The 14,695-nt window shown below is 48.9% G+C and carries 14 protein-coding genes; all 14 read left to right on the forward strand.

Annotation, left to right across the window (positions count from 1 at the left end; translation table 11 throughout):
• The first annotated feature begins 8 nt into the window (after positions 1-8).
• The 14 genes from C2759_RS01550 (at position 9) to C2759_RS01615 (ending at position 14,695) form a co-directional block, all read left to right on the forward strand.
• On the forward strand, positions 9-548 hold the full coding sequence (locus C2759_RS01550; RefSeq protein ID WP_215355724.1) for an HPP family protein: 540 nt from the start codon (positions 9-11) through the stop codon (positions 546-548).
• A 74-nt stretch (positions 549-622) separates the two neighbouring features.
• Positions 623-2,158 (forward strand): mannose-1-phosphate guanylyltransferase/mannose-6-phosphate isomerase, encoded by a 1,536-nt coding sequence (locus C2759_RS01555; protein WP_215355726.1) that lies wholly within the window; start codon positions 623-625, stop codon positions 2,156-2,158.
• 43 nt (positions 2,159-2,201) lie between these two features.
• Positions 2,202-3,332, forward strand: coding sequence for a GDP-mannose 4,6-dehydratase (gene gmd / locus C2759_RS01560; RefSeq protein ID WP_215355727.1), 1,131 nt, complete (start codon positions 2,202-2,204; stop codon positions 3,330-3,332).
• A 300-nt stretch (positions 3,333-3,632) separates the two neighbouring features.
• Positions 3,633-4,130, forward strand: coding sequence for a transcription/translation regulatory transformer protein RfaH (gene rfaH, locus C2759_RS01565; protein ID WP_215355729.1), 498 nt, complete (start codon positions 3,633-3,635; stop codon positions 4,128-4,130).
• Positions 4,131-4,322: 192 nt separating this feature from the next.
• Entirely contained in the window at positions 4,323-4,736 is a 414-nt protein-coding gene (locus tag C2759_RS01570; protein ID WP_251366992.1) for a MarR family EPS-associated transcriptional regulator, read from the forward strand.
• On the forward strand, positions 4,720-5,703 hold the full coding sequence (locus C2759_RS01575; RefSeq protein WP_215355731.1) for a GDP-L-fucose synthase: 984 nt from the start codon (positions 4,720-4,722) through the stop codon (positions 5,701-5,703). Before C2759_RS01570 ends, C2759_RS01575 begins: the two co-directional genes overlap by 17 nt.
• A gap of 66 nt (positions 5,704-5,769) precedes the next feature.
• Positions 5,770-7,548: an ABC transporter ATP-binding protein gene (locus C2759_RS01580; RefSeq protein WP_215355733.1), complete on the forward strand. Its 1,779-nt coding sequence runs from the start codon at positions 5,770-5,772 to the stop codon at positions 7,546-7,548.
• An 89-nt stretch (positions 7,549-7,637) separates the two neighbouring features.
• Positions 7,638-8,633: an NAD-dependent 4,6-dehydratase LegB gene (locus tag C2759_RS01585; RefSeq protein WP_215355735.1), complete on the forward strand. Its 996-nt coding sequence runs from the start codon at positions 7,638-7,640 to the stop codon at positions 8,631-8,633.
• On the forward strand, positions 8,630-9,814 hold the full coding sequence (locus tag C2759_RS01590) for a LegC family aminotransferase (protein ID WP_215355737.1): 1,185 nt from the start codon (positions 8,630-8,632) through the stop codon (positions 9,812-9,814). Before C2759_RS01585 ends, C2759_RS01590 begins: the two co-directional genes overlap by 4 nt.
• Complete coding sequence (locus tag C2759_RS01595; RefSeq protein WP_215355739.1) at positions 9,811-10,428, forward strand: acetyltransferase; 618 nt, start codon at positions 9,811-9,813, stop codon at positions 10,426-10,428. The genes C2759_RS01590 and C2759_RS01595 overlap by 4 nt, the downstream gene beginning before the upstream one ends.
• On the forward strand, positions 10,425-11,435 hold the full coding sequence (gene neuB / locus C2759_RS01600; protein ID WP_215355741.1) for an N-acetylneuraminate synthase: 1,011 nt from the start codon (positions 10,425-10,427) through the stop codon (positions 11,433-11,435). The genes C2759_RS01595 and neuB overlap by 4 nt, the downstream gene beginning before the upstream one ends.
• Entirely contained in the window at positions 11,432-12,607 is a 1,176-nt protein-coding gene (gene neuC, locus C2759_RS01605) for a UDP-N-acetylglucosamine 2-epimerase (RefSeq protein ID WP_256441202.1), read from the forward strand. Before neuB ends, neuC begins: the two co-directional genes overlap by 4 nt.
• Complete coding sequence (locus C2759_RS01610) at positions 12,607-13,677, forward strand: nucleotidyltransferase family protein (protein ID WP_215355743.1); 1,071 nt, start codon at positions 12,607-12,609, stop codon at positions 13,675-13,677. The genes neuC and C2759_RS01610 overlap by 1 nt, the downstream gene beginning before the upstream one ends.
• Positions 13,664-14,695, forward strand: a complete 1,032-nt coding sequence (locus C2759_RS01615) for a Gfo/Idh/MocA family protein (RefSeq protein ID WP_215355745.1) — start codon at positions 13,664-13,666, stop codon at positions 14,693-14,695. The genes C2759_RS01610 and C2759_RS01615 overlap by 14 nt, the downstream gene beginning before the upstream one ends.

Raw genomic sequence — 14,695 nt, forward strand, 5'->3', positions numbered from 1 at the left:
AATTAGTGATGCGACCATCCCGTAAGCAACTCATAAAAAATCTTGCCTTTTACCTTGGCGGCGATCAGCCTTTTGTCCCATGGTTGGAGCGAATGCGCTCTGTATTTGGGGCATTTTTAGGACTTTTGTTAGTGATTACTACCGCTCAGTTCCTTGGTGAGCTTGGCGGTACTGATGAATGGTTGATGGCGTCCCTGGGTGCAAGTGCATTGCTAGTGTTTGCCTTGCCTCAGAGTCCAATGGCTCAGCCATGGGCTGTAATTGCTGGCAATACCCTGTCTGCATTGGTTGGGATCTCGATATTCCGCTTTGTAAATGACCCTCTGTTAGCAATGCCTTTGGCGGCCAGCCTATCCATCCTGGGTATGTTTGCATTGCGTTGCTTGCACCCTCCCGCCGCCGCGGTAGCCTTAATTGTTGTTTTGAGCCAGATAACCCATTACCAATATGCTTTTTTCCCAGTGATGGTGGATTCCATTCTATTAATCTTGGCGGGGGCTACTTATAGCAATTTAACAGGAAAGCCTTACCCAAATAAGCCAAATTAAGCCTAATCATGGAAATAAAGCCTATAAAATCAGGGCTTAATTACAAAAAACATAAAGGCTTAAATTAGGCGCCCATGACGACTTCCCAGTCATCAACCTCGACTTCAGTCGTACCTATCATATTGTGTGGTGGCTCGGGTACTCGCCTCTGGCCTTTATCCAGGTCGGGTTTTCCAAAGCAGTTTTTAGTATTGTCTGGCGATGATTCGGGTAAGAGCTTATTTCAGCAGGCAATTGAAAGAATTAATGCAATCGACTCTACTAATGATTTTGAGCTGGGCCCCACTCTGATTGTTACAAATGAAGAGCATCGTTTTTTAGCTCTTGATCAACTGCGAGAGCTAAAGGGGATTCAGACAAATTTATTGCTTGAGCCTGTGGGGCGCAACACGGCGCCAGCACTTACATTGGCAGCCTTTCAGGCGCAATACTTTGCGGCAAATGCCAGCCCTCAGAAGGGTGATCCAATTTTGGTTATTACACCTGCCGATCAGACTATTCGTAATCAATCAAGCTTTATTAAGTCTTTACAGAGTTGCATTGCAACCGTTGAGGCTGACCAATCTAAAAAAACAATTGCCATTTTAGGTATCACGCCATGTGCCCCCGAAACAGGTTATGGATACATCAAACGTCAGGGCGATGCTGGTATTCATGGTGAGTTTGATGTAGAGAGATTTGTTGAGAAGCCCGATACAAGTAAAGCTGAAGCTTATTTAAAAGAAGGTGACTATCTTTGGAATAGCGGTATGTTCGTATTGCGTGCAAGTACTTGGCTTGCCGCATTGAAAGAGTTTCGACCTGATATTTATATCGCTACTGAGAGCGCTTGGAGTGCTAGGGCGATTGATCGGGCTGGTGATGTTGCTTTTATTAGGCCGGGCGTAGAAGCTTTTAAGACAGTTCCAAGTGAGTCAATTGATTATGCGGTAATTGAGCGGTGTGCAAGTTCGCAGGAATCTAGCCCATTTTCCATCAAGATGATTGAGCTTGATGCGGGCTGGAATGACCTAGGTGCTTGGGATGCCGTATGGCAAGTTGGCAATCAGGATGAGAATGCTAATGTCATTACCGGTGATGTCATTGTGGATGATGTAAAAAATTCTTTGATTTATTCCAGCAGTAGGTTGGTTAGCGCTGTTGGAGTTGATGATCTGATTATTGTGGAGACTGCAGATGCGGTTCTTGTCGCCAATAGAAGAAGTAGTCAGACTGTAAAGTCAGTGGTTGAACTTCTTCAGTCTCAGCAGCGAGAAGAAAAAAATTTACACAGAAAAGTTGCAAGACCTTGGGGTTGGTATGACAGTATTGATCAGGGTGATCGCTTCAAAGTAAAGCGAATCCAGGTAAAGCCTGGAGCAAGCCTCTCTCTGCAGATGCATGAGCATCGAGCTGAACATTGGGTGGTTGTAAGGGGCATAGCTGAAATTACCAATGGCGATCAGGTGATGACATTGACTGAAAATCAAAGCACTTACATTCCCCAAGGGCAAACCCATCGCCTAGCTAACCCAGGTAATGAGCCCTTAGAAATCATTGAGGTGCAATCGGGCGCTTATTTAGGTGAAGATGATATTGTGAGGCTTGAAGATGCCTATGGACGGGGCTGATTTTAGTTAAGGTAAATTGGTTTTTAAGAACAAATATAAAGATATGACTAATAAGCAAAAAGTAGCGTTGATTACTGGTATTACTGGGCAGGATGGCTCTTACTTGGCGGAGTTCCTATTAGAAAAAGGCTACATCGTTCATGGCATTAAGCGCCGTGCATCCTCTTTTAATACTGAGCGTGTTGACCATCTGTACCAAGATCCACATATTAATCATCGTCATTTTGTGCTTCATTATGGTGACTTAAGTGATTCAAGCAACTTAACTCGCATCATTCAGCAAACACAGCCGGATGAAATTTATAACTTGGGTGCCCAAAGTCATGTGGCTGTATCTTTCGAGTCTCCAGAATATACAGCCGATGTGGATGCTATTGGTCCCTTGCGAATCTTGGAGGCGATTCGCATACTTGGCTTAGAGAAAAAAACTCGTTTTTATCAAGCCTCTACTTCTGAGCTCTATGGATTAGTTCAAGAGATTCCGCAAAAAGAAACAACCCCTTTTTATCCTAGAAGCCCTTATGCAGTTGCTAAGCTTTATGCCTACTGGATTACCGTTAACTATCGCGAAGCTTATGGCATGTATGCCTGTAATGGAATACTCTTCAACCATGAGTCAAAACGTCGTGGAGAAACATTTGTAACCCGCAAGGTAACTCGTGGTTTAGCGAATATTGCACAAGGTTTAGAGCAATGTCTTTATATGGGTAATATTGATGCCTTGCGAGATTGGGGTCATGCAGAAGATTATGTTCGCATGCAATGGTTGATGCTGCAGCAAGATGAGCCAGATGACTTTGTAATTGCTACTGGCGTGCAATTTACTGTTCGTGAATTTATTATTCGCAGCGCTAAACAGCTGGGCATTACGATTAAGTTCGAAGGCTCTGCAGAGCAAGAACGTGGCCTAGTGGTTGCTATTGATGGTAACAGTGCTCCCGCACTCAAGGTTGGCGATGTTATCGTGCAAATTGATCCACGTTACTACCGCCCGACTGAGGTGGAGACCTTGTTAGGTGATCCAACTAAGGCCAAACAGAAGTTAGGCTGGACCCCAGAGATCACGCTTGATCAAATGATCGTGGAGATGGTGGCAAATGATCTGGATCAGGCAAAACAACATGCCCTTCTTAAAAATCACGGATATGTAGTTTCTGTTGGCAAAGAAAATTAATCCATGCTTCAAATCCTCGAGTATTTCGAACTGTTGGCGAACGCTCTCAATATAAGGGGGAAGGTGTGCAGCAATTAGAGGTGAGGCAGTGAATTCGACGAAGATCTGGGCGCCAACGACCAGCCTACAGCACAAAGCATGCTTCCCAATTTCGAGGATGATCACAAATCCTAAATAGCAGGAGATATCTCGGCAAACTAATTGCCCGTATATATAAAATGGTTGATAAAAATATTATTTCCTCGCTGAAACATCAAGGGGGTAGGATGTTGACAATACAGAAGACTTTTGGAGAAGACGATGCACTGGTTTCTAGTTCATACCAAGCCTGGACAAGAAAAGTGCGCCCAGGAAAACCTCCATCGGCAAGGCTATGAGTGTTACCTCCCGACCCTTCCATCAGAAAAGATCCGCCAAGGGTTGCTGACGATTGCAGACGAACCCCTGTTTCCACGTTACCTGTTCATTCGCTTGGGCTTCGGTCATTCGGCCAAGAGTTGGGGGCCAATCCGTTCGACAAAGGGAGTTAGCCGTCTTATCATCTTCGGGATCCAGCCTGCGCGGGTAGATGATCGGCTGATCGAGCTGCTACGATCAAAGGAGGTATTGCTTCAGATGGAGCCGGAGCGATTGTTCAAAGCCGGTGAGCGGGTCTACCTAATGGAGGCGCCATTTGCCGGCATCGAAGGCATCTACCAAATGGCCGATGGCGAAAGTCGGGTCATGGTGTTGATTGAGATTCTGAGAATGCCAGTTGCGGTGCGAGTCGCACCGGCCAGTTTGCGCAAGGTGAATTAGCAAAACTACCTCGCAATAGCCTATTTAGCAAAAAACCTTTTTTAAAGTTATAAATATGTGGCAGAATAGTGTTCGTCAGTCGAACTTATGACGGTACTCTTTGCTTCACTTTATTGCATCAGAGCTTCTGCTAAAACCCTAACCGCGCTTGCTGATCGTCGAACAGCACGGCGGTAGCGTACCTAAATTACCTTGAGCCTAGTATCCCCACTTCAGAAATTGGCTGGTTTCCAGGAGGAAATCCAGTTCGAAGTCCTGCGCCGTTTGCATAAGACGCCCCAGACCAGTCAGCGCATGCTAGCCAAGGATCTGGGCGTGGGGCTGGGTACGATCAACTTCTGCTTCCAGGCGCTGATTGAAAAGGGCTTAGTCAAGATGCATAACTTCAATCAAAGTAAGAATAAGTTGCGCTATGCCTATTGGCTCACCCCGGCAGGAGTGCTTGAAAAGTCAAAGCTTACGAGCGAGTTTTTGAGGCGTAAAGTGGCAGATTATGAAGCCCTTCAGGTCGAAATCGAAGTCTTGAAGGCTGAGATGAGTCCTATGAATGATTGCTTGTGCCTTGAAGACTGTGTGAGCCCCCTAGAAAATGACTGCCCCCCCTAAAATCTTCGTTGCAGGCCACCGAGGCATGGTTGGTTCGGCCATTGTTCGCCAGTTGCTGGCACACAGTCACCCGGTTGAGCTGATTGTTACTCGCACACATGCTGAACTAGACCTCACTGACCAGGCAGCCGTTTACGCTTTCTTTAAGGAAGAGGCGCCTGACCATGTTTACTTAGCTGCAGCTAAGGTTGGCGGCATCCACGCCAATAGCATCTATCCTGCTGAATTCATTTATCAAAACCTGATGATGCAGGCGAACGTCATTGATGCTGCCTTCCGCCATGGCGTGCAAAAACTCTTATTCCTCGGCTCCAGCTGTATCTATCCCAGGTTAGCTCCCCAGCCAATGAAGGAGGGCGCGCTGCTTACCGGCACTCTGGAGTCTACAAACGAGCCTTACGCCATTGCCAAGATTGCAGGCATCAAGCTCTGCGAAAGCTACAACCGCCAGTATGGCGAAAGCCACGGAGTTGACTATCGCAGCGTTATGCCCACCAATCTCTATGGTCCTGGCGATAACTATCATCCCCAGAACTCCCACGTCATTCCAGCCCTGATTCGCCGCTTGCACGAGGCCAAGGTTAGCAATAAATCAAGCGTCGCTATCTGGGGTACCGGCACGCCGATGCGCGAATTCCTGTATGTGGACGACATGGCTGCAGCTAGCGTGCACGTTATGAACCTGCCACAGGTCACATACCAGCAGTACACCCAACCTATGCTCAGCCATATTAATGTGGGTTGTGGGTACGACCTCACTATTAAGGAGCTGGCCGAAAACATTGCCCAAGTCGTTAACTATACGGGCGATATTGTTTTCGACCTCAGCAAGCCTGACGGTGCACCTCGCAAACTTGTTGACAGCACACGCCTTAATGCACTTGGCTGGAATGCTAAGGAGTCTTTGGAGGGCGGTCTCAAAAAGGCCTACGAGGATTTTTTAAAGAGCAAGGCTAAATGGCCTTGAAAGAACTCAAGGTCGCAGAACGCGACGAATTAATTAACGTGCATGGTCATAAGCCGATGGATCGCCATGAGTAAGTCAGAGCTGTCTCTCCCTCTAATGCAATTGCTTAGCCAGCTTTGGGTTCATATCAGCCTGCGGCGACGAACGCAATTATTGTTGTTGCTACTCTTGATGCTGATCGTGTCCATTCTCGAAGTCTTTAGTATTGGTACCGTCTTGCCGTTTCTGGGAGTACTTACTTCTCCTGACTATATATACGATCATCCATTGGCTCAAGGCTTTATCACTATGCTTGGGATTCGTGAGGCAACAGATCTTTTGTTGCCAATGGCGGCTGTATTCATCATTGCTGCCGTGGCTGCAGGCGCCAGCCGGTTGTTCTTGTTGTGGGCAACGATGCGACTGTCTTATGCCATTGGAATCGATCTTGGTATTAGTATTTATCGAAAAACGCTTTATCAGTCATATAGTACCCACGTGGCGCGCAATAGTAGTGTGGTGATTCACGGTATTTCGGTCAAGGCGCCGAGCGTTACGTCTGAAGTCATTCAGCCGGTATTAATCATTCTCAGTTCAACATTCATGCTGAGCGTAATCATGTCGGGACTTTTTTATTTTGATCCAGCTGTCGCGCTCTTCGCTCTTACCGGTTTTGGTTGTATCTATGCGCTTGTGATAAGGGTGACGCGTAGACGATTATTGCGAGATAGCCAGGTGATTGCGTCAGAAGGCACAAAAGTCATTCGTGTCCTGCAAGAGGGAATGGGTGCCATACGCGATATTCTGATTGACGGATCGCAAGATGCCTATTGCCGTGCATATCAGGAGGCTAATCGTGCGCTTTGTCACGCGCAGGCGCGCCTCCGTTTTTTTGGGCAAAGCCCTCGCTTTGTTCTGGAGGCACTAGGGATGGTATTGATGGCTGTGCTCGCATACAACTTAGCTGTTCAGGAAAATGGTCTTATAACCGCATTGCCGATTCTGGGTGTGCTTGCTATGAGCGCCCAGCGCTTAATGCCAGTTGTGCAACAGGCTTATGGAGCATGGGCATCGATTCAAGGTAGCAAGGCCTCCTTGGAGGACACTTTAGCTCTACTCAATCAGCGGATGCCGGATAACGCAGACAAGCCGGCCTCTCCACTACCTTTTGAACACTCCATTGTTTTGCGCGATGTATGCTTTCGGTACGATACGAGCGCTAATTGGGTGCTGAATGGCATTAATCTGACGATTCAGAAGGGGCAGCGTGTTGGTTTTATTGGGACGACAGGAAGCGGAAAAAGCACCTTACTTGATATTGTTATGGCGCTGCTTGAGCCAAATAGTGGCACCCTTGAAGTGGATGGCATTCCGGTGACAGCTGCCAATCAGCGAGCTTGGCAAGTGCATCTGGCACATGTTCCACAATCAATCTTTCTCTCAGATGGTACTGTCGAGTCCAACATTGCTTTAGGCGTTCCACTGAGTGACATTGATGCACTGACTGTGCGCCATGCAGCTAAGCAGGCACGCATGGCTGAGGTAATTGAGTCCATGCCGATGCAGTATCAGACTGCAGTTGGGGAGCGCGGGGTTCGCCTTTCAGGCGGGCAACGACAGCGCATTGGCATTGCGAGGGCGCTGTATAAAAAAGCAGATGTTATTGTGCTCGATGAAGCAACCAGTGCACTAGACAACGAAACCGAGGCCGCGGTGATGGAGGAAATCGAGGGGCTGGACAAGCACCTCACAGTCTTTATTATTGCGCATAGACTAACCACCCTTAAAAACTGCTCTCTGATTGTCTGTTTGATCGACGGCCGTATTGAAAAGACAGGTACTTATGAAGATCTCGTACAGTCTTAAGAAGTGATTATGAGTTTGTCCCTTGCGTTCAAGTGTGAGGCTTTGTCCCGAGGTTTAATCACCACTAACCTATCCGAGTATTTGAAAGAATGAATATATTAATTACTGGTGCCGATGGTTTTATCGGCTCACACTTGACTGAAGCCCTAGTTCGTGCAGGCCATGCTGTTCGTGCTTTCACGCTCTACAACTCCTTTAATTCATGGGGTTGGCTTGATCACTGTGCCTCAGACGTCAAGGGGCATTTCGAAGTGTTCTCCGGTGATATTCGTGACCCATATGGCGTCAAGGCAGCGGTGGCGGGTTGCGATGTTGTCTTGCATCTAGCGGCACTGATTGCTATTCCGTACTCGTATCATTCGCCTGATACCTATATCGATACGAACATCAAGGGTACATTGAATGTATTGCAGGCAGCGCGCGAGCTGGGGGTAAAGCGTTTGATTCATACCTCGACCAGCGAAGTGTATGGTACAGCGCGTTTCGTGCCGATTACGGAGGAGCATCCTCTCCAAGGCCAGTCACCTTATTCGGCAAGTAAGACTGGCGCAGATCAGCTAGCCTATTCCTTTTACGCTTCATTCGGCTTGCCGGTAGTGATCGCGCGTCCTTTCAATACGTATGGCCCACGGCAATCCGCTCGCGCCGTTATTCCAACCATCATTACGCAGATCGCAAGCGGAAAGCGCCAGATTGAGCTTGGCGCCGTGTCTCCTACACGCGATTTCAACTATGTTCAGGATACGGTCAGCGGTTTTATTGCAGCTATGAATTCAGAGCAAGGTTTGGGCGAGGTGGTTAACTTTGGAAGCAATTTCGAAATCTCGATTGGTGACACTGCAGCATTGATCGCTGAAGCCATGAATATTAAGATTGATATCGTGACTGACGAAAATCGTCTGCGTCCGGGTACTTCGGAAGTCGAGCGCCTTTGGGCAGACAATACCAAGGCTCGTCAACTCTTCGGTTGGAGCCCTGCTTATGCGGGGCGTGAAGGTTTCAAGGAGGGGCTTGCTGAAACGGCCGAATGGTTTTGTCGTCCTGAAAACCTCCGGAAATACAAGGCCGATATTTACAATATATGAGTCTAGACAATTCTTCTCGCATTTCTGACGACCTGCCACAGCAGGTTGTCGCTGCACTGCGCGCTGTATGCGGTGAGAGTAGCGTTGCCTTGCATGCACCCCGCTTTAAGGGGAACGAGTGGAAATATCTCCGCGACTCTTTGGATTCGACCTTCGTATCTTCAGTCGGGGCTTATGTCGATCGATTTGAAGCTGACCTGGCTAAATACACCGGCGCCAAGCATGCCGTTGCTGTCGTTAATGGGACTGCAGCATTGCATGTGGCGTTGCTGCTTGCCGGTGTGCAACCGGGTGATGAGGTTCTGGTGCCGGCGCTGACATTTGTGGCAACTGCAAATGCAGTACGTTATTGCGACGCTACACCACACTTTGTTGACAGTAATGAGGCAACCCTAGGGATTGATCCAGATTCCCTGCGTGACTGGTTGGGACGGATGACGGAGCAGCGCGAAGGTTTTTGCATCAACCGTGAAACCGGAAAAATTATTCGCGTTCTCTTGCCAATGCATACCTTTGGGCATCCGTGTGCTATGGATGCTTTACAAGCGGTAGCGAGTGATTTTGGATTGATCGTAGTCGAGGACGCCGCAGAGTCATTGGGAAGCTGGTATGGTGAACGTCATACTGGCACGATCGGTCGAATCGGGACTCTTAGCTTTAACGGCAACAAGATCATTACCACCGGCGGAGGCGGAGCTATCCTGACGAACGATACTGCTCTTGCACGCCGGGCCAAGCACTTGACAACAACGGCAAAATTGCAGCACCGTTGGGAGTATGAGCATGACGAAGTCGGATTTAACTACCGCATGCCCAATCTCAATGCCGCACTTGGCTGTGCACAATTGGAGCTCATGCCGGAATTTTTGGCCTCCAAACGCCGTCTTTATCAGCGCTATCGGGAAGTATTTTCTGGTATCGCGGGTTTAAGGTTGGTGGGAGAGCCCGCGCATACTCAAAGTAATTTCTGGTTGCAAGCGCTCTTACTTGATCAAGTAGGGGCGGGTCAGCGCGATTCGATTTTAACTGCGACTAACGATGTCGGTTACATGACTCGACCGGCATGGCGCCTTTTGCATCAGATGATGCCTTATCGGAATTGTCCGCGGGCATCATTGGCTGTTGCCGAATCATTAGTGCAGCGTTTAATCAACATTCCCAGCAGTGCGGATATCGCATGAAGGCCTTATTGCTCATCGGTGGCGGAGGGCATTGTCGGTCCTGTATAGATGTCATCGAGTCCAGTCAGCATTATGTTGTTGGGGGTGTTGTGGAGCAGGAGGCTCAAGCAGGTGGGACCGTGCTTTCCTACCCGATACTGGGTAATGACGATGACTTGCCACAATTGCTAAAAAAATACCCTGCTGCATTGATAACAGTGGGGCAAATCAAAAGTGCGGAGAGTCGAATTCGTTTATTCGAGCGCTTAAAATTTTTGGGGGCAGAGTTGCCTAGTGTGATTTCTTCTCATGCTAATGTTTCGCGACATGCACTGGTAGCGGCCGGCTCGGTGGTCATGCATGGCACGATTCTAAATGCATCTGCATGGGTGGGCGAAAACTGTATTATCAATAGCCAGGCATTGATTGAGCATGACTGCGTGGTCGAGGCGCATTGCCATATTTCGACTGGAGCAAAACTCAATGGAAATGTGTATATAGAAACTGGCTGCCTTATCGGTAGCGGAGCCATAATACGAGAGGGGGTTCGCATTGGTGCCAACAGTCTTATCCAGGCTGGTTCAGTTGTCTTGTCAGATGTATTGGCTGGTACGGTTTATCGGGGGCAGGCATGAGTAACGGTAAGACATTGATCATCGCGGAAGCGGGCGTGAATCACAATGGCGACATCGAACTTGCGAAGCGTCTGATCGATGTGGCGGCTGATGCAGGTGCCGACATCGTCAAGTTCCAAACCTTTTGCGCGGATCGCCTGGCGACAAAAAGTGCTACCAAAGCTGATTACCAGGTTGCCTCTACGGGTGCTAAAGAGTCGCAATATGAAATGTTGCGCCGTCTTGAGCTCAGTTCGGCTGCACACGAAATACTGATGGAGCATTGTGCCAAGCGAAATATCGAGTTCTTTTCAACTGGCTTTGATATTGTTAGTGTTGATATGCTGGTTTCGCTTGGTATTCATCGTCTTAAAGTGCCATCTGGTGAGTTGACCAATCTTCCATATCTGCGTCACGTTGGGAGCTTGGGTTACCCTTTAATTCTCTCCACCGGCATGGCAACGTTGGGCGAGATAGAGGCGGCAATTGAGATCCTATTGAAGGCAGGCGTACTCCGGCAGGATATTGTTGTACTTCACTGTAATACTGAATATCCGACGCCTATGTCCGATGTCAATCTACGTGCTATGCAAAGCATTCAGGTCGCATTCGGCGTCAAAGTTGGTTATTCGGACCACACCACGGGGATTGAGGTGTCGATTGCTGCTGTAAGCATGGGTGCCTGCATTATCGAGAAGCACTTTACGCTCGATCGAGCCTTGCCCGGTCCCGATCACCGCGCTAGTCTCGAGCCGGATGAGCTCAAATCTATGGTTCAGGCAATCCGTAATATTGAGCTTGCATTGGGTGATGGCATTAAGCGTCCGAGCGTCAGCGAGATGCACAATAAATCAATTGCTCGCAAGTCCATCGTTGCGGCGCGAGATATCCTTGCCGGCGAAGCTTTTAGCGCAGATAACCTTGCGGCAAAACGTCCTGGAACAGGCTTATCCCCGATGTGCTGGGACGAGGTGATAGGGCGTATAGCGCCACGTGATTTTGCGATTGACGAGTTGATCATATTGTGAAAAAAATCTGCGTCGTTACAGGCACACGTGCTGATTATGGTTTGCTCCGGTTTGTCATGGAAGGCATCCGCAATGCAAGCGATTTTCAGTTGCAGATTATTGTCACCGGCATGCACTTGAGTCCTGATTTCGGTATGACTGCAGGCGAGATAGAGATCGATGGTTTTTATATCGATCAGCGGGTGGAAATGCTGATGAGCTCTGATACCCCTGTGGGTGTAAGTAAATCGATGGGTTTAGGGATGATCGGGTTTGCCGATGCCTATGCGCACTTGAAGCCCGATATGGTGGTCTTGCTTGGCGATCGCTTTGAGATTTTTGCAGCTGCATCGGCTGCTCTGGTGGCGCATATTCCTATAGCACATCTCCATGGTGGAGAAACTACGGAAGGGGCTTTTGATGAGGCCATCCGCCATTCGATCACCAAAATGTCGCACCTTCACTTTGTAGCTGCGGATGTTTATCGGAAGCGTGTCATCCAGCTTGGCGAGGACCCTCAACGTGTATTTACGGTTGGGGGGCTTGGCGTTGATAGTTTGAGTAAGGTCAAGCTTCTTGAGAGGGGCACCATCGAATCCGAGCTTGGTTTCAAGTTCGGGCGTCGCAACCTGCTGCTCACCTTTCATCCGGTGACGCTGGAGCCGGGGAGTGCCGGCAAGCAGATGCAGGAACTGTTGTTGGCGCTCGATAATCTTAAAGATACTCATGTCATTTTCACTATGCCCAACGCCGATCCAGACAGTCGAGTCTTATTCGAAATGGTAGCGGCCTATGTAAGGGATAGGTCGCATACCCGGGTCTACACTTCGCTGGGACAGCTCCGTTATCTGTCGGTTTTGGCGCAGGTTGATGCAGTCGTAGGCAACTCATCCAGCGGGCTGACTGAGGCACCAAGCTTTAAAAAAGGCACTGTCAATATCGGCGATCGTCAGCGAGGTCGCTTGCGCGCTGCGAGCGTGATTGACTGCGAGCCAACTTATGCATCTATTAGTCAAGCTTTAGAACACTTGTATTCGACCAGTTTCCAAGCATCTTTACCTAGTATCGTAAGTCCATACGGTACTGCGGGTGCGAGCGACAAGATTGTGCAAACTCTCAGAACCTATCCGATCAGCGGAACTCTCAAGAAAGTTTTCCACGATCTTCCGGAAGTTCTTCTAGGGAAGGTCTAATGGTGACTCTTGATGAAATATGGCGCAAGGCCATCCTACCAATAGATTCGACATTAAAGGATGCCATTCGCTGTCTAAACGACTCCTCGATGAAAATTGCCCTTGTTGTGAATGCGCAAGGCATTCTTGAGGGCACGATCTCCGATGGCGATATTCGCCGCGGCCTGCTTAAGGGGTTAGATCTTGGGAGTGCGATTGAGCGCATCATATACCGCAATGCGCTTGTAGTTCCTCCGTCATTCGGACGTGACATGGTGATACAGTTGATGCGCTCTAACCAGTTGCAGCAGATTCCGATAGTTGATGAGCAGCAACGTGTGGTGGGCCTGCATGTCTGGAGCCAGATCACTACGCCGCCTCCACGCGACAATCTCATGATTATTATGGCGGGCGGCAAGGGAACGCGGCTTATGCCGCATACCGAGAACTGCCCAAAGCCGATGGTGCTGGTTGCCGGAAAGCCGATGCTTCAGCACATCATCGAGCGCAGCCAACAGGAGGGCTTCAATCACTTTATGCTGGCTATCAACTATCTTGGCCACATGATTGAAGGGTATTTTGGTGACGGGTCCCAGTTTGGCGTCAAGATTGACTACCTGCGTGAGCAGACCTCTCTTGGTACGGTGGGCGCATTAACTTTGTTTGCGCAGAGGCCTGAAACCCCCTTTGTTGTCACAAATGGTGACGTTATCACCGATATTCGCTATGGCGAGCTACTTGATTTTCATGTTCGTTATGATGCCACTGCAACTATGGCGGTCCGCGTCCATGAATGGCAGCATCCATTTGGTGTTGTCCAAATCAATGGTGTGGATATTGTCGGCTTCGAAGAGAAGCCGATTGCCCGAACTCATATCAATGCTGGGGTTTATGCATTGTCTCCGAATGCTCTAGAGTTTTTAGTTAACGGCGAGCATTGCGACATGCCGACGCTGTTTGAGCGAATCCAGGCAAAATCCTTGCGGACAGTTGCCTATCCCATGCATGAACCTTGGTTGGATGTCGGTAAGCCAGAGGATTTGAAGCTGGCCAGAGATCAGGGCGAAAAGTTGCAACGTGAGCAGGTTTGATACCTTGATTGATCGAATTCTGATCGTTGGTCTTGGTAGTATTGGCAAGCGCCATCTCGGGCTGGCCCGCGACCTATTTCCGGAAGCCGATATCCGCATCCTCAGGCATGAGAAGCATGATGATGTTCCTCCACATGCAAATGGCTGTTTCTCTATGCTTGATGAGGCGCTGGCCTTCTCGCCGCAATTAGCTGTAATTGCTACCCCTGCACCCTTACATGTGGCAGTAGCAGAGGCACTAGCAATCGCTGGCTGCCATCTGCTTATCGAAAAACCTCTCGCAGATACCTGGCGTGCGGCCGTTCCGCTAGTCAAGCAGGCTAAAACGTGTAAGCAGATTTTTTTGCTGGGTTATAACTTACGTTATTTGCCATCCATGCAGCGATTCCGACAGACGTACAACGATGGCATTATTGGCCGGGCTCTATCAGTGCGTTGCGAAATAGGACAGTATCTGCCGAGCTGGCGACCAACCAGCGACTATCGTAAATGTGTTTCTGCACGACACGAATTGGGTGGCGGTGTGTTGCTCGAGCTGAGTCATGAACTTGATTACCTATGCTGGCTCTTCGGTGAAGCGGACTGGGTCAGGGCAACCCTCGCGAGGCAGAGCGATCTGGATATTGATGTCGAAGATACTGCCCATCTTATCCTGGGCTTTGGAGAGCGGAGCCACCCAATGATTGCCGCCCTCACTCTTGATTTTATCCGGCATGATACAACCCGCCAATGCACCATCATTGGTGAAACAGGCAGTCTGCGTTGGAATGCGATTAGCGGTAGTCTTGAGCATTACCCTGCTGGAGCATGTACTTGGCAGCCAGTTTTTATGCAGGCGCCGGAGAGTAATCAAAGCTATCAGGCTGAGTGGCAGCATATGGTTGCGTGCATCGCGGGAAAGGAACAGCCTTTGGTGACCGTGGATGACGGATTTCATATTTTAAAAATTATAGAGGCCGCACACCATTCATCTAGTGCTGCGGGAGCTCAAGTTTTAGTGAGCGATATTCAGGAATGA

Source organism: Polynucleobacter sp. MG-Unter2-18 (genome assembly GCF_018687675.1).
Classification (GTDB): Bacteria; Pseudomonadota; Gammaproteobacteria; order Burkholderiales; family Burkholderiaceae; genus Polynucleobacter.

Excerpts from the sequence above, each read along its gene's own strand:
- C2759_RS01550 (WP_215355724.1), top strand. The coding sequence starts at position 9 with ATGCGACCATCCCGTAAGCAACTCATAAAAAATCTTGCCTTTTACCTT.
- C2759_RS01555 (WP_215355726.1), top strand. The coding sequence starts at position 623 with ATGACGACTTCCCAGTCATCAACCTCGACTTCAGTCGTACCTATCATA.
- gmd (WP_215355727.1), top strand. The coding sequence starts at position 2,202 with ATGACTAATAAGCAAAAAGTAGCGTTGATTACTGGTATTACTGGGCAG.
- rfaH (WP_215355729.1), top strand. The coding sequence starts at position 3,633 with ATGCACTGGTTTCTAGTTCATACCAAGCCTGGACAAGAAAAGTGCGCC.
- C2759_RS01575 (WP_215355731.1), top strand. The coding sequence starts at position 4,720 with ATGACTGCCCCCCCTAAAATCTTCGTTGCAGGCCACCGAGGCATGGTT.
- C2759_RS01580 (WP_215355733.1), top strand. The coding sequence starts at position 5,770 with ATGAGTAAGTCAGAGCTGTCTCTCCCTCTAATGCAATTGCTTAGCCAG.
- C2759_RS01585 (WP_215355735.1), top strand. The coding sequence starts at position 7,638 with ATGAATATATTAATTACTGGTGCCGATGGTTTTATCGGCTCACACTTG.
- C2759_RS01590 (WP_215355737.1), top strand. The coding sequence starts at position 8,630 with ATGAGTCTAGACAATTCTTCTCGCATTTCTGACGACCTGCCACAGCAG.
- C2759_RS01595 (WP_215355739.1), top strand. The coding sequence starts at position 9,811 with ATGAAGGCCTTATTGCTCATCGGTGGCGGAGGGCATTGTCGGTCCTGT.
- neuB (WP_215355741.1), top strand. The coding sequence starts at position 10,425 with ATGAGTAACGGTAAGACATTGATCATCGCGGAAGCGGGCGTGAATCAC.
- C2759_RS01610 (WP_215355743.1), top strand. The coding sequence starts at position 12,607 with ATGGTGACTCTTGATGAAATATGGCGCAAGGCCATCCTACCAATAGAT.